This window comes from Paenibacillus sp. LT-B23 (assembly GCF_059417685.1).
In genome coordinates, this window is sequence record NZ_JBSQBM010000005.1 from 75,078 (window position 1) to 92,938 (window position 17,861).

Below are 17,861 nucleotides of genomic sequence, written 5' to 3' on the forward strand. Positions count from 1 at the left end.
TTTAATAACAGGGCCTTTGCAAAAGCAAGGGCCCTGTTGTATGGTTTGTTTTGGGGAGATATGAGGAATGAAGTATAGAGATTATTTATAAAACGGGAGATTCATGCTGTTGTTGCACTACAGACTGAACAGCCCGCTGCCAGCCAGTATAATATTTCTCTCTGGTAGCGTCATCCATCTTTGGTTCATATGCTTCATACATTTTAAGATTGGAAGCGATTTGATCTGGATCGGACCAAAAGCCTGTGCCGAGCCCACCGAGATAGACTGAACCCATGGCCGACAGCTCGGCACATGTGGATCGGCTCACAAGGTTGCCCAGAATATCGGCCTGAAATTGCATCAGCCAAGTGTTGGATGAAGCCCCGCCGTCCGTGCGCAGGCCGACCAACTCAATCCCGGACTGTTCCTGAATAAACTCTATAGCGTCCCGTACTTGGTAAGCGATGCTCTCCAGCGCAGCCCGGACAATGTGTCCTTTGCCAGTTCCACGATTCATACCGATAATTGCCGCTCGGGCGTAGGGATTCCAATAGGGAGCGCCCATTCCGACAAAGGCAGGCACAAGATAGACGCCATCGTTTGCAGGAACACTTTCGACTAAGCGCTGCATTTCCTCAAAGGTAGAGAACAGTCCTAAGTTGTCCTGCGTCCATTTGATGCTGTCACCTGTTGTCCGGATGATGGCTTCAAGTGCATACGTAACAGTTCCGCCGGCCCCCCAGGCGATAGCGGTTACAAGTCCGTCACCGCCATCCACCGGATGATTCCCTACGTTCATTAATACAGAGGTGCCCGTGCCAAAGGTTGCTTTGGCTGTTCCGGGCTTGAAACACAGATGCCCATACAATGCCCCTTGTGAATCCCCAATGACGCCCGAAATCGGTATTTTCTCATTGAAAAGGTCGCAATCTGCCGTATATCCGAAAATAGCGTCGGATGGTTTAACCTCGGGCAGCAGGGAAGAAGGAACGGAGAACAACTGAGCAAGCTCTTCATCCCACTCCAGCGTGTGGATATTGAACAGCGATGTACGGCTGGCATTTGTATAGTCGGTTGCATGTTTTTTGCCGCCGGTAAGCTTCCAGACTAGCCAACTGTCCATGTTCCCTGCAAGTAGCCTCCCTTCGGCCAGCAGGTTGGCAGCTCCTTCCGCATGTTCAATGATCCACTTGAACTTGGCAGCGGAGAAATAAGGGTCAAGCATAAGCCCTGTTTTGGCGTGGATGGTGCTCTCGTGGCCAGCTTGCTTCAGCTCGGCGCACAGGTCCGCCGTACGCTGGCATTGCCAGACAACAGCATTATATATTGGCTGACCAGTCGTCTTATCCCACACCAGTGCCGTTTCGCGTTGATTGGTGATTGTCAGCGCAGCTAGTGCGGACGGGTGGACGCAGGCTTGCTCCAATACGCTGCGGGCCGTTATTTTGACATTTTCATAAATTTCGAGCGGATCATGCTCTACCCAGCCGGGATGGGGGTAATATTGCTTATGCTCCATCCCGCTGCGGGCGATTACTGTACCCTGATGGTCTACAAGGAGTGCTTTGGTGCCTGAAGTACTCTGGTCGATGGCCAATATATATTGTTGATTGTGCTCCATATGCTTCGCCCTCTACTTATTAATCAATTCGAATGCAATTTGTTTGATATTGTCACCCGTAATGCCGTAGTGGTGGAAAACTTCCGCCGATTTACCGGCAATCGCCGGCTCATCCGGGATGCCGAGCACTCTCATAGGAACCGGGTGATTCTGCACAACAACTTCTGCCACGGCAGCGCCGAGACCGCCGTAAATGCTATGTTCCTCAACGGTAATGATGCGTCCAGTTTCACGTGCAGCGGTAATGATCGCCTCTTCATCCAGCGGCTTGATTGTATGCATATTGATTACCCGGGCGGATATGCCTTCGTCGTTGAGTGCCTTGGCGGCATCGAGTGCGATTCGCACGGTTTCACCGACACCAATAATTGTAACGTCTTTGCCTTCTCTCACAGTTATAGCTTTGCCTATTTCAAATGGGTAATCATCGGTTTCGTAAACGTCCTCAACGGGATTACGCCCGATTCGCACGTATACGCCGCCGTCATATTTTACAAGCGCTTCGGTCAGTTTCTTCGTTTCGTGACGATCAGCAGGCAGGACAATCGCCAGTCCCGGAATTGCCCGGGCTACTGCGATATCTTGCACGGAGTGGTGTGACATGCCAAGCGCCCCGTAGCTGACCCCCCCGCTAATGCCGATGAGCTTCACATTTGTCCGCGAATAAGCAACGTCAACTTTGACTTGTTCAATACTGCGCATACTGAGAAAGCAGGCTGGTGAAGTCACAAACGGTTTTTTGCCGCTGTGGGCCAGGCCTGCAGACATGCCTACGATATTCTGTTCGGCAATGCCGACCTCGACGAACTGCTCCGGGAACGTATTGGCAAAGGGAGCCATTGCAGCAGAACCACGCGAATCGCTGGCCAGTACCATGATATCACGGTCGTCTTTGGCCAACTCCAGCAGTGTGTCACAGATTACTTGGCGATTAGGAATTTTATTCATGCTTAATGCACCTGCCCTTTCTGCGTCAATTCTTCGATCGTTGCCTTTAGCTCTGTGAGAGCCAGCTCCAACTCTTTATCATTAGGCACATGGTGATGCCATGCCGGGACATTTTCGGCGAACGATACGCCTTTGCCCTTGGTGGTATTGGCCATAATTAACGTTGGCTTTCCCGCTACTTCAGGGACGGACCTGAATGCCTTAAGCAATTCTTCCATATTGTTGCCGTTGATAGAGACGACGTTCCAGCCGAAGGCAGTCCACTTCTCTTCCAGCGGCTCCAGTCCCATGACTTCTTCGGTAGAACCGCTGATCTGGAGTCGGTTGCGGTCGATAATGCCGATCAGGTTATCCAGCTTATAATGAGAGCCTGCCATAGCGGCTTCCCAGTTGGAGCCTTCGGCCTGTTCGCCGTCTCCCATTAGACAAAATACACGGTAAGGACGGTCATCCCGCTTGGCAGCTAGTGCCATGCCTACGGAAATGGGCAGACCGTGGCCGAGGGCCCCGGTATTCATTTCAATCCCTGGAACCTTGTTGTTCGGGTGGCCAATGAGCCGGGTACCGAACTGGCTATAGGTCTCCAGCTCTTCTTTTGGGAAAAAGCCCCGGTCGGCCAAAATACACCATAGAGATTCTACGGAATGCCCTTTGCTGGCGATAAAGCGATCACGGTCATCCCATTTTGGATTAGCAGGGTCAACGTTCATGATTTCATAATATAAAGCCGTTAAAATGTCTGTATTGCTCAGCGATCCCCCCGTATGTCCCGTTTTGGCGCGGTGAATGATGGTCAGCAGGTCCATGCGGATTTGTGCGGCTTTGACTTTCAGTTCCTGGATTTCCATAATGTCCTCCTCAAGATAGATATTATAGGGATGGGCTTTGTCGCTTTAGACGTCTCAAACGTGAATGTTCGGGCGCTTATTACGGGCGAGATCGGATCCTCTAAGCCAGCTTTGAATTTCCTGTTCTGTGGGATCGACCGGATCAGGCGTCAGGCCGGGTATATAATTGCAGGCCTCATAAATGGCCGGGATCACATTGGCGTGGATACCTACGGAATGATGGACGTAAGGCCCTTTTACGAGTTTTTCCTCCCACAGCGGCCAATCGTTTACTTCCACCCATACGTAGGAGCCGCGGGTATAAGGACCTTCAATACCCCGGGCACGCCCGAGGAACATGGAGTACTCACCGTGGTCGCCGTCAAATCGGGCAATGGTCATACCGCCACCGCGGATTTCGCCTTCATGCGTTCCGGGAGAATGGTCGTCGAAGAGAAAATGCTTGCGTAACTTCGGTTTGTTCTCTACAGAGAGCGAGACCGGGAAATTGCCACAGTGGAAGAGAAGTTCGCCGTTATCATTCTCAGGATGTCGAACAGTAATATCTGCGAAGAAGGTTGGCATTGTGTTCATGGAGGCAGCCTGCACCATAATGGAAGTAATGGCTCCATGGATATCTGTTTCACAAGTAACCGGAATTTGTTCGTCAGTCAGGATTGCGTTGGCCAGACACGGCATAATGGATATGGCATCCTGCAAAGAGGACCAGCACTGGATTGCGATAGCGCTGCTTCCTGTCTCACGGGCGAAGGATTTCATGGCGACCTTTAAAGCAGCTATCCGTCTTACGTCATCTTCGGTCACTTCACTGTAATCGAGTTTTTCTTTAATGTAATCCATCGTTTCCAGAAGCTCGGAGCTATTGCTGGAGGCGATTTTTTTGGTTCTAAGCTGAATGTCGACAATGGTAATGGGATGAATCTCAATACCGAAGCGTTCCAGCAGTTCGCCTTCATTGCACATCATCGTCCAGAACGAAGTAGGGCGGGGGCCAATCTGGAGAATGCGTAAGCTCTTGAATTGGCGCACGACGTTGGCGGCCGCCACAAAGTTGGTAAAGCCTCTTTCGAAAACCGGATCATTCACCCAACTGTTCGTTACATAGGTAAAGGGAACGTTGAATCTTCGCAGCACTTTACCTGTGGCGAAAATACCGCATTGGGTGTCGCGAAGGCGCATGCCGTCCGCAAGCGGCGCTTCATCCCGCGGTCCCCACAGCAGGACAGGCTTGCCGAGCGCCTTGCCTACACGAGCTACAGTATCTTCTGTACCAAAGTTGCAATGTGGGAAAAAAACTGCGTCGACTTCTTCCTCTTTGAATCGCTTTGCAATTAAATCCGCGTTTATATGGTCGTCATACAGCAAGCCTTCCTCATTAAGGCCCTCCAGGTCTACAATGTCGATATCCATGCCAAAGCTCTCAATTTTCTTGCGAATTTCCACTTTGTACTTAAAGGCATCGTCGGCGCTGAACGTAAATCGGCGCGTCGGAGCATAACCCAACTTTAATTTCTTCATGATCATGTCTCCTTTGTACTTGAATAAACAACATTTGCTGAACAAAATAGAATAAATAAACTAAACAAAATTAAATTAGTTTAGTTGTAAAAACTAAATTCAATGACTATTTCTATGTCGAGGCCATAGTAACATCGAATTAAAACGGTGTCAATGAATTATTCGGTGATATTTAGTTGCGAAAATCTAAACAAATAACTAAACAAATATAAATAAATTCAGCTAATCATTGCATCGCATCTCAATTCGATGTAAACTTCACTTATTCACTTCACTGCTGTGTTCATCTTATTTAGAATGGAGAATTAGGGCATGAAAATGGAAGACATCGCTAAGCTGGCCAACGTATCCAAATCAGCTGTTTCACTGGCCTTCAGCGGCAAGCCGGGTATTGGCCCGGATACGCGTGAACGTATTCTCCAGGTAGCCCACGAGGCAGGATACAGTCCCAAAAGCAAGACGATAACGGCTTCAAGAAGTGATAAGTCCTTGCTTTTTCTCGTGTGTACAAATTCGGGCATTGTCCTTGAGGAATACTATCAGCAGCCATTTTTCAAAGAATTAATCCAGTTTATTGAGGAACGTTGCCGACAAAAAGGGTATTCGTTGATCTTCTCGACGGTCGATGTAGAATTTTTCCAGAGGGATATCCAGATGGTTGCAGAGGAGAAACGCAGCGCAGGCACCATTGTTCTGGGAACCAATCTGACCCGTGAGCAGATCAGTGATATTCATGCCAAGCTGCCGAATCTGATTGTGCTGGATACCTGCTTTGATACGCTTCCCGTACAATTTATCCAGATTAATAATGTTATGGGTGCTTATCAGGCAGGAGCTTATTTATGCGACATGGGTCATACCTCAATCGGTTATATTGCTTCAAATGTACGAATTCATAATTTTGAGGAACGTAAACGCGGATTTTTGTCGGCACTCATGGAACGGGGGCTGAAGATTCCGGAGGCACAAATGCTGGCTGTAGCGCCAACCATTCTTACTTCGCAGGAGGATCTGAATCGGCAGTTAACCGTTTATCTGGAGAGCGGGAAAACTTTGCCAACGGCCTGGTTCTGCGAATGCGACTATATTGCTATCAGCGCTATGAAGACCATGAGCGAGCTTGGCATCCGGGTGCCGCAGGATACTTCAATTATCGGCTTTGACAACATTACGGAATCGGTCATTGTTACGCCGGAGCTAACAACGATTCATGTAGAAAAAGAAAGAATGGCCGTTCTGGCTGTCGATCTCCTGACCGATTCTATTGAGCAGGGAACGCAGGTTACAGCAAAAATCACAGTGGATACGAAATTTGTAGAGCGCAATTCCTGTGCTGCTCCTGCCACTTTCGTACCTAAAGGCAAGCTAACCGAGCAGGCCTGAGTAGAGGATAGATTTGGACAAAAGAACGGGGGGTCACCTTGAATGAATACGCGAATGGTTTCGATTCTACAGCATTTGCTGGCTGCGGACACTCCTGTCAAGAGCGAGCATCTGGCAAAGTTGATCCAGGTTACTTCACGTACCGTACGTAGCGATATCAGAGAACTGGATGAATTTCTGGCCAAGCATGGAGCATCGATTCAACCTGTTCGTTCAAGGGGGTATGAACTGAAAATCACGGACGACCGCAGCTTTCGTACGCTCCTACAGCAGTTGTTCCTGTATAACGAACCGGATGATCCCAATTCTCCTGAATACCGACAGCGTTATTTAATCTCGCGCCTCCTGCTTACAGAAAATTATTTGAAGCTGGAAGAGTTGGCGGATGAGTTATACATTAGCAAATCCACCGTACAAAATGATTTCAAAGAGGTTAAGCATATGCTACAGGCTTACGGAATCGGCATTGATAAGCGCCCGAATTACGGTGTCAAGCTGAGGGGCGACGAGGTTCGCTTACGTTTCTGCATGTCTGAATTCATCGTCAACCGTTCTGAAGAAGAAAGGACTGGGGGCGTGGAGGCCGCATCGAGAATGGTTACCCCTTGGGAAATGACACTCATTCACGGTATTATTCTGGAGCAAATCCAGAACCACGGGGTCACTTTGTCGGATGTTGCTTTCAACAACCTGTCCATTCATATTGCTATAGCTTGCAAGCGTATTCGCGATGGGAACCGGGTTGCGATGCTTTCCGATGAAAGGGAAGATTTTCGGGCTACCGAGGAATTTCGAGCCGCTGAACATATTGTTAGCCACATTGAAAAGCAAATGGATTTGACCTTTCCGGAGGATGAGGTTGCTTATATCGCCATGCATCTGGCCGGGAACAAGTGGTTTGAGGAAGTTACGGAGCAACAGACAGAAGAGGCGGGACCTCAGAAGCTCTTGGATTGGGGAATTTATGAGCTTGGCAGAGAAATGCTGGATGAAATTGACAGGGACTTTAACCTGAATATAAGCTGGGATCAAGAACTGTTAATGGGCATATGTCTTCATCTGAAATCGGCGCTAAACCGCGTAAAATATGGGATGAATATCCGTAATCCGATGCTGGATCATGTGAAGAATAATTATCCTTTGGCTTTTCAGGCGGGGGTCATAGGTGCCAAGTTGATCGAGAGCAAACTGAATTTGGCTATACCAGAGACGGAAATGGGTTATTTGGCGATTCATATCGGGGCCGCCATGGAAAGGCAGCAGATGAACAACAGACCTAAACGCTGCCTTGTCGTATGCACTTCGGGTGTTGGAAGTGCCCGCTTGCTGTATTACAAGTTACGTAGCAAGTTCGGTGAAAGGCTTGAGGTTGCTGGCACGACCGAGTATTACAAGTTGCAGCAGGTTCCTTTGCATGGCATTGATTTTGTGGTAAGCACAGTTCCAATCCCGCAGACATTATCCGTTCCGGTCGTGGTAGTTCAGACTCTGCTTGGCGGCGGTGACATCGATAAGATTGAAGAGCTGCTGACGGATGAAGGCGAATTTACTTTCCGCTACATTATGGAAGAGCTTGTATTTCTGAGACAGAACTTCACTACAAAAGAAGAGATTATTACTTTTTTGGGAGAAAGAATGCATGCTTCCGGATTGATCCGCTCTTCCGAGGGATTCATCGGATTGGTGCTGGAAAGGGAAAATGCTGCTCCTACGGCTTACGGAAATCTGGTAGCCATTCCTCATCCCATTATTCCGCAAAGCAACCGGACGGTATGGGCGGTCTGTACACTGAAATCTCCCATAGATTGGTCCGGTAAGCCCGTGCAATTCGTCTGCCTGCTCAGTATTAACAAAAATGGCGACGAGCCTCCGGCGAAAATGTATAAGCATCTGATGGGGCTAGTCGACGACTCCGATATTATCCAGCAAATGCTGGAATGCAAAACCTACGGGGATTTTGCTCAAATTATTGTCAAACATAAACTGTATTAAAATAAAGCTCTGCACGACATCTGCTTGGATTTTGAACAAGCATCGTGCGGAGTTTTGCTATTTTTTCCATTGTAAGCATTTCCGCTACTAGTGGAAAAGGGTTGCGTTTAGAAGTCGGCAAGAATCGTATACACTGAATCTGTAAGCTAAAGAGATGAAATGCATGGGGTGAATTCAATGGATGAGTATCAGGAAATCATAATGGGACTTATAACAAATTCGGGTATTGCGAAGAGTAAAGCTATGGAAGCCATCAGCTTTGCCGAGAAGGGTAATGCGGAGCAGGCAGCAGAATGTCTTGAAGAATGCAAGAACGAACTGGTCCAAGCGCATAAATCGCAGACGCGACTGATCCAGCAGGAAGCGGGTGGGACAACTCATGAAGTGACACTGCTAATGGTGCATGCACAAGACCATCTCATGTCTGCCATTACGACCAAGGATCTGGCGAGACATATCGTGGAACTTTACAGCAGATTGAACCGTTACGAAGCATCAGTATCCATCACACCATTATCGGGGAGGGAATAACCAATGAAACAAATTACGCTCGTATGTGCAGCGGGAATGTCTACAAGTATGCTGGTGCAGAAAATGCAGAAGGCTGCACAGGCTCAAAATGTTGAGGTTGAGATCAGAGCTACTTCCGAAAGCTCCTTTAAAGAGTATGCGGACAAAACGGATGTACTGCTGATTGGACCGCAGGTCAGCTATTTGGAAGACGATTTTAAAACCAAATACGAGCCTAAAGGCATCAAGGTAAGCGTAATCGACAGAATGGATTATGGCATGATGAATGGCGAAAAGGTACTTGCCGAAGCCTTAAATCTATAATCGTCTGTACAAATAGATCAACACTTTTTCATTGAAGGTGGTCAAAATGAAATATCATAAATTGAAAGCGTTTGACTCCAATTTTCTATGGGGTGGATCGACCTCCGCCTATCAGTTTGAAGGAGCATGGAACGAGGACGGAAAAGGGCCGTCTGTTATTGACACCCGTCCGCCCCGGCAAGGGATCACTGATTATAAGGTGGCAAGCGATCATTACCATCACTATAAGGAAGACATTGCCTTACTGGCGGAAATGGGCTTCAAGGCTTATCGCTTCTCGGTGGCCTGGACCCGCATTTATCCGCAGGGAACAGGGGAATTGAATCCGAAAGGCATACAGTTTTACAACCATTTAATTGATGAGTTATTAAAATACGGGATCGAACCGATCGTGACCATGTATCATTTTGATCTTCCGGCAGCCTTGGAAAAAGAAGGCGGATGGTCGAACCGTAGTACAATCAATGCATTTGAAACGTATGCGAAGACATTGTTCGAACACTTTGGGGACCGGGTGAAATATTGGTTAACTATTAACGAACAAAACATGATGATTTTGCACGGTTCCGCTTTGGGAACGTTGGACCCGAACCTGAAGAATCCGAAAAAGGAATTGTATCAGCAAAATCATCATATGCTTCTGGCTCAAGCCAGGGCGATGATTCTGTGCAAAGAAATGTTACCTGAAGCTAAAGTGGCACCGGCCCCTAACATCTCGTGCGTATATCCAGCGTCTTCGCGTCCGGAAGATGTGCTGGCGGCTGATAACTTCAACGCAATCCGCAATTGGTTATACCTTGATATGGCGGTGTTTGGCCGTTACAATACGCTGGTCTGGAGCTACTTCGAGGAAAAAGGCTATACGCCTGAGATTCAAGAAGGTGATATGAGTATTCTGTCCGCCGCGAAGCCAGACTTTATCGCTTTTAATTATTACAGCTCTGCAACGGTCAAAGCCAGTACCCAGAATTCGGCAGAAAAAGGCGGGATGGGGGATCAGCAAATCTCAGTTGGAGAAGTGGGTGTTTTTGCTGGGAGTGGAAATGAGTACCTGGAACGAACGGAGTTCGGCTGGGGAATTGATCCGGCAGGCTTGCGTGTTACTCTTAGGAAGATCTATGACCGCTACCAGCTACCGCTGATCATTACCGAGAATGGACTGGGGGCTTTTGATTCCTTGGAAGAGGGCGATGTCGTAAGAGATGATTACCGCATCGATTACTTGCGCAAACATATCGAGCAATGCCAGCTGGCTATTACGGACGGGGTGGAGCTGTTTGGTTATTGTCCTTGGTCTGCAATTGATCTGGTCAGCACCCACCAGGGAGTAAGCAAACGTTACGGATTCGTCTATGTTGACCGGGATGAGTTCAACCTGAGACAATTGCGGCGGATTCGCAAGAACAGCTTCCATTGGTACAAAAATGTGATTTCCTCAAATGGAAGCGTTCTCTAGATTATAGTACAACAGATGAAACTCTAAAGCAGGAGTTGAAGGAATATGGCTAACGAAAAAAAACTATCGCATAAATTACAAAGATACGCTGGGAAAATTCAGCAAAATCGCTATATGAGCGCTATATCAAATGGACTGATGTCCACCCTTCCTTTTTTGATTATTGGAGCATTTTCGACGCTTTTCTCCGCACTTGCCTGGGAGCCTTACCAGAACCTCATCGCACCCATTAAGGGTATTATCGGATTAGGATCGACGATGACAACTGGCATCATCGCCCTCTATGCAGTCTTCTTCATCGCCTACAGACTGGCGCAAGCTTTTGACAAGGACCCGCTGGTTCCCGCAGCAACGGCACTGCTCTCGTTTCTTATTTTGACGCCGATTCAAACATTCGATAAAGTCCGGGCGCTTCCACTTCAGTGGCTCGGTGCGCAGGGTTTGTTTGTCGCCATGTTGGTTGGCTTGCTCGCTTCCCGATTGTATATCTGGATTGTCGATCGCAACTGGACCATTAAAATGCCCGAAGGAGTACCGCCTACCGTTGTCAAAACATTCTCAGGATTAATTCCGGCGATACTCGTAGCTATGGTATTCGTTATTGTTTCCGGTCTGTTCATGCATACGTCATTCGGTACGGTCCATGAGTTTATTTATACCTATCTGCAAGTGCCACTGGAAGGACTGGGTGGATCACTGGGGGCTATGATTGTCGCCCTCATCATTATGCAGGTGCTCTGGATGTTCGGAATCCACGGCGCAATTGTAACGCTTGCCATCGTCAAACCGATCTGGATGAGTCTGGATCTTGCCAATCTCGACGCTTTCCAGGCGGGAGCTCCGCTTCCGAACATTATCGGGCTGGCTTTCTGGTACATTTTCTCAAACTATGCGCCGATGCTGGGCTTCGCTCTCCTGCTGGTCTTCTTGGCCAAGAGTAAGCAATTACGCACAATTGGCAAGCTCGGTCTTCCGGGGACTTTTTTCTCGATTCACGAGCCACTCATTTTCGGAATTCCAGTTGTTTTGAATCCGCTCCTGGCTATTCCGTTTATCGTTGCTCCTATCGTCTGCGCGGTCCTCGGTTATTTTGCGACAACTGCGGGCTTGCTGCCTGCACCCATCGGAATTTACCCGGCATTTGGCACTCCTATTTTTGCTCTGGGCTTTATTGAGGGGAGCTGGAGACTTGCAGCTGCACAGCTTTTGCTCATTCCCGTTTGTATGTTGATTTACTATCCGTTCTTTAGAACGCTTGATAAACAAGCGTTGAACAGGGAACGCGAAGCACAGGAGAAGTCAGAGCAGGAGGGAACGGCTGGAGCCCAAGCTAGTATCGTTACTTCATAAATGAGCAATAAAACGGAAAGCGGCGAACTGTTCGCCGTTTTCTGTCATTACAGCAATAAGGGGGATGCCGTATGATAAAGCTTGGCATAGCGGAGAACAAACGTTACTTTATCAATGAAGGAGTTCCATTTTTTTATCTGGCGGATACCGTCTGGAGCGCATTTACCAACATCTCACTGGAGGAATGGGCTGATTATCTTGACTACAGAAGTAGCCAGGGGTTTAATGTTCTGCAAATCAATTTGCTGCGTCAGTGGGATGCCAGCGGCAGTGATTTGGATTACGAACCGTTCGAACGGATTGAGGACGGGAGCTACGATTTTTATTCGCTGAATCCAGACTATTTTGACAGGGTGGAGACAATGGTCGAGATGGCGGTGAGCAAGGGATTTGTACCCGCGCTTGTTTTGCTTTGGTGCAATTACATCCCGGATACATGGGCGGCCAAGCTTCGTGATGAGAAAAAGATGCCTCTGGAGGCGGTAGAACCGTATGTGCGTTACGCGGCAGACCGATTCTCAAAGTATCACCCTATCTATATCGTGAGCGGGGATACCGACTTCCCGTCAGAGCGAGCGAACGAGTATTACCGCACCGCACTTCACGTTGTGAAGACGCATAGTCCAGAGTGCTTGACTACTCTGCACATTCAGGGGAGACTGGCGGAGGTGCCGGATGAGTTCATTAACGATCCTAATTTGGACTTTTACATGTACCAATCAGGTCACAATTCGCAGTTTCAGTCCAAGGCCTACACCTTGGCGTTGGACTTCTACAACAAGCGGGTAACACGGCCTGTGCTAAACTCGGAACCTTGCTACGAGATGATGGGATACAGCCGGAGAGAATACGGTCGTTTCGGCCGTGCCGACGTTCGTAAAGCTGCATGGCAAAGTCTTTTGTCTGGTGCGGGAGCCGGCGTAACCTACGGAGCACATGGAATATGGAGCTGGCACAAAAAAGGGAAACGCTTTGGAGTTACCGGGGAAGGTTTTGATAGCCCCTATGAATGGCAGGCTGCCCTTAAATTTGAGGGAGCGTGGGATTATGGATTCGCGAAGTGGCTGTTCCAGATATACGGACTGGTAGATTTGCAGCCTTGGAACATAGTACTTAAGAACACGGAAGAGATTCGAGTTGCCTCAACCAGAGGCTTCGAAAAAATTGCTATTTATGTGCCGGTGAACACGGTCCTGAAGCTAGACGCTGATCTCAGAGAATATGACTTTACGATTATCGACCTGGAATACCGCCGATTTGCAGCAGCTTCGGTAGCGTTTCAGGACAATGTAACGGTTATTGATATGCATAATTTTGAGGGGGATGTCATCGTGATTGGCGTGAAAGATAAGAATTGAGCGTTCCGCAATCTTCATCCGAATCTCTGTTAGATCGCTTGCAACCTTTCCATCCTGAACTACGTCAAAGAGGTTGTTAATGGCCAGGCGGCCTAATTCAACTACAAGGTGGAACTTACATGAATATGAGAAAAAGCGCATTCGCAGCCATGACCACAGTATTGCTTCTTTCCTTCTCTTTTGGAGGTCAAATGTTTGCGGCGGGCAATCCGTTCAAGGATTTGGACAGCATAAGCGGCAAAGACAAAATCATTTCCCTTCAAAATCAGGGTTTGCTCAAAGGGGTCTCTGATACGCAGTTTCTCCCCGCCTCTAGAGTGACTGCTGCCCAAGGCATTCAGTTGATCTCCGGCGGGTTTCAGCTCAGTTTGGCTGCTATTGATTTTAATAAGGCGCCACAGGCCAGCGGACTGTTCACCCATGTTAAGGATACAGCATGGTATGCCGAAGCCTTTATCAACGCGCATTATAATGGCGTGGAGATTCCCAAAGATATTGATCCTTCAAAAACGCTGACCAAGGAAGAGTTCACCCATATGCTGATTCAGGGCATGGAAAAAGCAGGTAGCCTGCCGCTGATCAAAATTGTACCTGTAACGATTGCTGATGATAGTAAGTTGGATCCATCGTATCAAGGCAGCATCCAGCGTTCGCTGATATACAAGGTCAATACCTTGGATGCAAGTAAAAAATTTAATCCAAAAAGCGAGATTACACGTGCGGAAGCAGCAGTCATGTTGTATAACGCGCTAGAATATCTAAAAGCTCATAAGGCTTAACCGATTATTCTGAGCCAACCTCTTGATTTTTATGAGGTACCGTGTGGATTTGGGCTTACAGTTACTTGACACCATTATCGTTAATGCTATAATAAGGAAATCGAATTTAGAACCAACGGTAGCTGGTTATCGTATGGTTTCTATCCTGGTCCTTCGGCATGTAACACAGGTAACGAATAAATAGGCTGGCTCCGGATGAGGGAGACCAGCTTATTTTTTTGTGAATAAACAGTTTAAACATTTCGGGACCCATATATCGAGAGGAGACGGGAGTTATGTTTGGTAATGATTGGGATGAAGTTTTGCGAGAAGAGGTAGAAAAGCCTTATTTCAATGAATTGAGGTATACATTAGCACGCGAATACAAGATACATAAAGTCTACCCTCCAAAGGAAGATTTGTTTTCTGCACTCAAATTAACACCATATCATCTTACCAAAGCGGTTATATTGGGACAGGACCCCTATCATGGAGAGGGACAAGCCCACGGCTTGAGTTTTTCCGTAAGACCAGGGGTGCGTACACCGCCGTCTCTGCAAAATATATATAAAGAGTTGCGTGATGATATCGGCACTCCCATTCCCAATCAGGGCTACCTGGTTCCTTGGGCAGAGCAGGGAGTGCTGCTGCTGAACAATGTGCTGACCGTGCGTGAAGGACAACCGCAATCTCATCAGGGAATAGGCTGGGAACGTTTCACGGATGCCGTTATTGAGGCGATTAATGAACGTGAGCAGCCGGTAGTGTTCATTTTGTGGGGAAGCCATGCTCAGAAGAAAGCAAGCTTTGTGAATACGAGCAAGCATTTGGTTTTAAAATCCGTCCATCCGAGTCCTTTGGCGGCTCATAGGGGCTTTTTCGGCAGCAAGCCTTTTTCGCAAACCAATGCATTTTTGCTGGAGCATGGAATGGAAGCGATTCGGTGGGAGATTCCTAACCGCTAGCACTGGAGGTGAGGACATGCGTCAATGGAAGGGACGTCAGGTCATTTTATATCACGGCAACAACGGTCATACCCAAAAGGTGCGCGGCACGATTGAAAAATGGGATGACACGCACAAGTGCGTTATTTTAGGCCCGAAGATGTTGTCTATTCCTTTTGAAAATATTACGTATATTTCGATGCTTCCTCCCGGGCGTGAGCGCAGAAGCCGTCATCCGGCGAAGCTAAATTCTATCGGTTATGTGATGAGTGTTCCATTGCAGTTCGATAATGCCATTCTTTTTCAATCGGCGGTGACTGTTTGGAAAGAAGACCAACTGATTGCCTACAACACAAAATTGACCAGTCACACGGATTGCGATGTCGTTCTGGATGATGGACAAACCTTGTCCAAGGAGGATCATTTGTTCGTGGTCAGGTCGCTACACGGAGAGCTTTAACTGTTATAATCCACCTTTTTTCTTCCTAAGGGTTCAAATCAAGTAGCTGTTTACCGATAAAGTAATAGGATTGTTAATTATATCCTATTTATAGAGCTGAAACTAAGGGAGAGAAACGAATGAAACGTATGAAACGTATGAGCAAACGGAGTACCTTCTTACTTGCTGTGCTGATGTTTTTATTTGCAGCATTGCCAGCGGGTTTGATCCAAGCGGCAGAGGAGAGCAAGACCTCTACGGTACAGTGGGACAGTCAAAATACGACTACATTGAATCTGGGTGGAAGCCCTGCCCAATTAAAAGTGTGGAATGTGACAGAGTCTGATAAAGAGGATGTTACCCAAAAGGCAGCATGGATCTCTGGAGACTCAAGCATATTAAAGGTAGATAAGGGACTCATTACTCCAGTGTCAAAAGGGCAGATTAAGGTTGTTGCCACATATGAACAGCAAACGGTAAGCACAACAATTACGGTTAAATCGCCTTACAGCAAGCTGCAAATAGATCCATCGGGTCCCATCAATCTGGTGGTGAGCGGAGACTCGAAGCAATTGACTGTTCAAGGTACGCTTACAGCGGGCGGTACAGAAAAAGTATCTGGTGTGGAATGGACATCCACGAATCCGTCCGTGGCTACAGTAGAAAATGGTCTGGTTCGTCCTCTTGCCAAGGGCATGACTTACATTAAAGCAAGCAAGGATGAACTCAAAGCACAAACGATCGTGTATGTACGTTCCTCTTCCCAAGCATTGATTTTGAGTCCATCCGCTTCCCAATCGGCCTTCCTGGGTAGTTCACCAATTCAGGTCAATGCGACTGATGTGAACCTTACCGGAGGTAAAACTGATGTTACCAGCACTGCAGAATGGACTTCCTCCAATCCGCTGGTTGCCACAGTGGAGCAAGGGAAAATCAGCCCGCTGGACGCAGGAAATTCGGTAATTACAGTCTCCTATCACGGTTTGAGCAAGACCTTGAAGGTCAACGTATTGCCGACCATTGAAAAGCTGGTATCAAGCAAGGCTAGCTTATCTCTCGAAACAGGAAGCAAAACGGCTCTTCCGAGCATATCTGCTTACTTGGTCAATGGAGCCAAAAAAGCAGTCCAATCCGATGTTAAATGGAGCCTGAGCAATGAAAGTGTCGTCAAAATCGCAGACGGTAAGCTGGTTGCAGTGAATCCAGGTAGCGCAACATTGACAGCTACATTGGGCGCCATCAAGCTGGATATCCCGGTAACCGTGCAATACAAAGTGCTCAAGCTGACCGCTTCCGAGAAAAAGTATGTGCTGGTAGCAGGACAAGAAGTGAGTGTTCCCACGGTAAAAGCACAAATGGCTGGTGGTGGAACGCTTGATGTTACGAATCAGGTAAGCTGGGTGGCTACTACTGCGGCCGTAACAGTGGGAAATGGCAAGGTAAAAGCAGTAAGCGGCGGTAACTCCGGAATCAAGGCCATGTATTTAAATAAATATGTGAAAGTGCCTGTCATTGTAGAAGGAACGATTTCTACGTTGACGCCAAGCCTTTCAAGCGCTGAAATGAATTTGAAAGGGAGTCAATCGGTCAAAGTCATCGGTATATATACAGATGGTAAAAAAGTTACGCTCAGCAACAAAGTGAAATGGACAACATCCAATGCTTCCGTGGCGACTGTAAAAGGCTCAGCCATCAAAGCGGTTGGGATTGGAACAGCGACGATTACGGGCACATACCAGGACAAGTCGTTTAACATTGAGATCAAGGTTACACCTAAGCTGCTCAAGCTGGTATTGAGTAACAAGAACTTGAAGCTTCCTAACGGTTCCTCTCAGGTGCTGAGCGTGAATGCGGTTTATGATACAGGCACAATTGCCAACGTGACAAGTTCAGCGGCATGGACTTCCTCCAAGCCTTCTATCGTACAGGTTAGCGGAGGCCAGGTGAAAGCACTGGCTTACGGAAATTCAAGTATTAAAGTGGTTTATAACGGTAAGACAGTGGCTACCTCTGTCAGAGTGTTAAAATAATCTTCATATATTGCATATATCACTTATGCAAAAATAACCCCCGGTCTATGATCGAGGGTTATTTTTCAACTTATTCTACGCCGTCCTGATAATGGTTCTTCCAGTGCTTGTCGCCTTTGTGAGAAAAATCTTCAACCGTCTTTTCCAGCGTGGCCACCAGTTGAGCTTTAATCTCGGAAATGGTATCTCGAAACAGTCTTTCTTCCGTGCCGTTAATTTTTTCACCATACAAAGCCTGAGCGGCTATAAATTGACGATGTTGCTCAACAAAACTGTCAATTGAATGCAGCGCATGCTCCACGTATTGTGAAATGCTGTGATGTTCGCTAGGCAGTTGCAATTTTAACTCCTGTACTCTGTTTAATAATGCCATGATGATCACCTCGTACGTTTTATTATG

At 47.5% G+C, this 17,861-nt stretch carries 16 protein-coding genes; 11 read left to right on the forward strand and 5 right to left on the reverse strand.

The window, feature by feature from the left end:
* Window positions 1-85: 85 nt before the first annotated feature.
* From glpK to ACWXW9_RS08485, 4 genes are read right to left on the reverse strand one after another with little or no spacing between them, the layout of a single operon-like run.
* On the reverse strand, window positions 86-1,603 hold the full coding sequence (gene glpK, locus ACWXW9_RS08470) for a glycerol kinase GlpK (RefSeq protein ID WP_494929056.1): 1,518 nt from the start codon (window positions 1,601-1,603) through the stop codon (window positions 86-88).
* A gap of 12 nt (window positions 1,604-1,615) precedes the next feature.
* Entirely contained in the window at window positions 1,616-2,551 is a 936-nt protein-coding gene (locus ACWXW9_RS08475) for a transketolase family protein (RefSeq protein WP_494929057.1), read from the reverse strand.
* A gap of 2 nt (window positions 2,552-2,553) precedes the next feature.
* Window positions 2,554-3,399 (reverse strand): transketolase, encoded by an 846-nt coding sequence (locus tag ACWXW9_RS08480; protein ID WP_494929058.1) that lies wholly within the window; start codon window positions 3,397-3,399, stop codon window positions 2,554-2,556.
* A 54-nt stretch (window positions 3,400-3,453) separates the two neighbouring features.
* Complete coding sequence (locus ACWXW9_RS08485; RefSeq protein WP_494929161.1) at window positions 3,454-4,917, reverse strand: L-fucose/L-arabinose isomerase family protein; 1,464 nt, start codon at window positions 4,915-4,917, stop codon at window positions 3,454-3,456.
* Between the two features lie 312 nt (window positions 4,918-5,229).
* On the opposite strand from ACWXW9_RS08485, the gene ACWXW9_RS08490 reads away from it, so the two are divergent.
* From ACWXW9_RS08490 to ACWXW9_RS08540, 11 genes are all read left to right on the forward strand, one after another.
* Window positions 5,230-6,300, forward strand: a complete 1,071-nt coding sequence (locus tag ACWXW9_RS08490) for a LacI family DNA-binding transcriptional regulator (protein WP_494929059.1) — start codon at window positions 5,230-5,232, stop codon at window positions 6,298-6,300.
* Between the two features lie 42 nt (window positions 6,301-6,342).
* A complete protein-coding gene (locus tag ACWXW9_RS08495; RefSeq protein WP_494929060.1) occupies window positions 6,343-8,292 on the forward strand; it encodes a BglG family transcription antiterminator in 1,950 nt (649 codons plus the stop codon).
* Between the two features lie 177 nt (window positions 8,293-8,469).
* The gene (locus ACWXW9_RS08500; protein ID WP_494929061.1) at window positions 8,470-8,823 is read left to right on the forward strand and encodes a PTS sugar transporter subunit IIA; all 354 of its coding nucleotides are present in this window, start codon (window positions 8,470-8,472) and stop codon (window positions 8,821-8,823) included.
* Between the two features lie 3 nt (window positions 8,824-8,826).
* On the forward strand, window positions 8,827-9,126 hold the full coding sequence (locus ACWXW9_RS08505) for a PTS sugar transporter subunit IIB (RefSeq protein WP_494929062.1): 300 nt from the start codon (window positions 8,827-8,829) through the stop codon (window positions 9,124-9,126).
* A gap of 46 nt (window positions 9,127-9,172) precedes the next feature.
* On the forward strand, window positions 9,173-10,582 hold the full coding sequence (locus ACWXW9_RS08510) for a glycoside hydrolase family 1 protein (protein ID WP_137063677.1): 1,410 nt from the start codon (window positions 9,173-9,175) through the stop codon (window positions 10,580-10,582).
* A 45-nt stretch (window positions 10,583-10,627) separates the two neighbouring features.
* A complete protein-coding gene (locus tag ACWXW9_RS08515) occupies window positions 10,628-11,932 on the forward strand; it encodes a PTS transporter subunit EIIC (RefSeq protein WP_316243937.1) in 1,305 nt (434 codons plus the stop codon).
* A gap of 71 nt (window positions 11,933-12,003) precedes the next feature.
* Window positions 12,004-13,290: a glycoside hydrolase family 140 protein gene (locus tag ACWXW9_RS08520; RefSeq protein WP_494929063.1), complete on the forward strand. Its 1,287-nt coding sequence runs from the start codon at window positions 12,004-12,006 to the stop codon at window positions 13,288-13,290.
* A gap of 119 nt (window positions 13,291-13,409) precedes the next feature.
* Window positions 13,410-14,069: an S-layer homology domain-containing protein gene (locus ACWXW9_RS08525; protein WP_494929064.1), complete on the forward strand. Its 660-nt coding sequence runs from the start codon at window positions 13,410-13,412 to the stop codon at window positions 14,067-14,069.
* Window positions 14,070-14,344: 275 nt separating this feature from the next.
* On the forward strand, window positions 14,345-15,013 hold the full coding sequence (locus ACWXW9_RS08530; protein ID WP_137063673.1) for a uracil-DNA glycosylase: 669 nt from the start codon (window positions 14,345-14,347) through the stop codon (window positions 15,011-15,013).
* Window positions 15,014-15,029: 16 nt separating this feature from the next.
* Window positions 15,030-15,452: a YolD-like family protein gene (locus ACWXW9_RS08535; RefSeq protein WP_342414824.1), complete on the forward strand. Its 423-nt coding sequence runs from the start codon at window positions 15,030-15,032 to the stop codon at window positions 15,450-15,452.
* A gap of 119 nt (window positions 15,453-15,571) precedes the next feature.
* Window positions 15,572-17,461, forward strand: coding sequence for an Ig-like domain-containing protein (locus ACWXW9_RS08540; RefSeq protein WP_494929065.1), 1,890 nt, complete (start codon window positions 15,572-15,574; stop codon window positions 17,459-17,461).
* 70 nt (window positions 17,462-17,531) lie between these two features.
* On the opposite strand, the gene ACWXW9_RS08545 is transcribed toward ACWXW9_RS08540, so the two are convergent.
* A complete protein-coding gene (locus tag ACWXW9_RS08545; RefSeq protein WP_025683436.1) occupies window positions 17,532-17,834 on the reverse strand; it encodes a hypothetical protein in 303 nt (100 codons plus the stop codon).
* Between the last annotated feature and the right edge of the window lie 27 nt (window positions 17,835-17,861).

Excerpts from the sequence above, each read along its gene's own strand:
- ACWXW9_RS08515 (WP_316243937.1), top strand. The coding sequence starts at position 10,628 with ATGGCTAACGAAAAAAAACTATCGCATAAATTACAAAGATACGCTGGG.
- ACWXW9_RS08495 (WP_494929060.1), top strand. The coding sequence starts at position 6,343 with ATGAATACGCGAATGGTTTCGATTCTACAGCATTTGCTGGCTGCGGAC.
- ACWXW9_RS08475 (WP_494929057.1), bottom strand. The coding sequence starts at position 2,551 with ATGAATAAAATTCCTAATCGCCAAGTAATCTGTGACACACTGCTGGAG.
- ACWXW9_RS08520 (WP_494929063.1), top strand. The coding sequence starts at position 12,004 with ATGATAAAGCTTGGCATAGCGGAGAACAAACGTTACTTTATCAATGAA.
- ACWXW9_RS08500 (WP_494929061.1), top strand. The coding sequence starts at position 8,470 with ATGGATGAGTATCAGGAAATCATAATGGGACTTATAACAAATTCGGGT.
- glpK (WP_494929056.1), bottom strand. The coding sequence starts at position 1,603 with ATGGAGCACAATCAACAATATATATTGGCCATCGACCAGAGTACTTCA.
- ACWXW9_RS08545 (WP_025683436.1), bottom strand. The coding sequence starts at position 17,834 with ATGGCATTATTAAACAGAGTACAGGAGTTAAAATTGCAACTGCCTAGC.
- ACWXW9_RS08480 (WP_494929058.1), bottom strand. The coding sequence starts at position 3,399 with ATGGAAATCCAGGAACTGAAAGTCAAAGCCGCACAAATCCGCATGGAC.
- ACWXW9_RS08505 (WP_494929062.1), top strand. The coding sequence starts at position 8,827 with ATGAAACAAATTACGCTCGTATGTGCAGCGGGAATGTCTACAAGTATG.
- ACWXW9_RS08535 (WP_342414824.1), top strand. The coding sequence starts at position 15,030 with ATGCGTCAATGGAAGGGACGTCAGGTCATTTTATATCACGGCAACAAC.
- ACWXW9_RS08540 (WP_494929065.1), top strand. The coding sequence starts at position 15,572 with ATGAAACGTATGAAACGTATGAGCAAACGGAGTACCTTCTTACTTGCT.
- ACWXW9_RS08530 (WP_137063673.1), top strand. The coding sequence starts at position 14,345 with ATGTTTGGTAATGATTGGGATGAAGTTTTGCGAGAAGAGGTAGAAAAG.
- ACWXW9_RS08490 (WP_494929059.1), top strand. The coding sequence starts at position 5,230 with ATGAAAATGGAAGACATCGCTAAGCTGGCCAACGTATCCAAATCAGCT.
- ACWXW9_RS08510 (WP_137063677.1), top strand. The coding sequence starts at position 9,173 with ATGAAATATCATAAATTGAAAGCGTTTGACTCCAATTTTCTATGGGGT.
- ACWXW9_RS08525 (WP_494929064.1), top strand. The coding sequence starts at position 13,410 with ATGAATATGAGAAAAAGCGCATTCGCAGCCATGACCACAGTATTGCTT.
- ACWXW9_RS08485 (WP_494929161.1), bottom strand. The coding sequence starts at position 4,917 with ATGAAGAAATTAAAGTTGGGTTATGCTCCGACGCGCCGATTTACGTTC.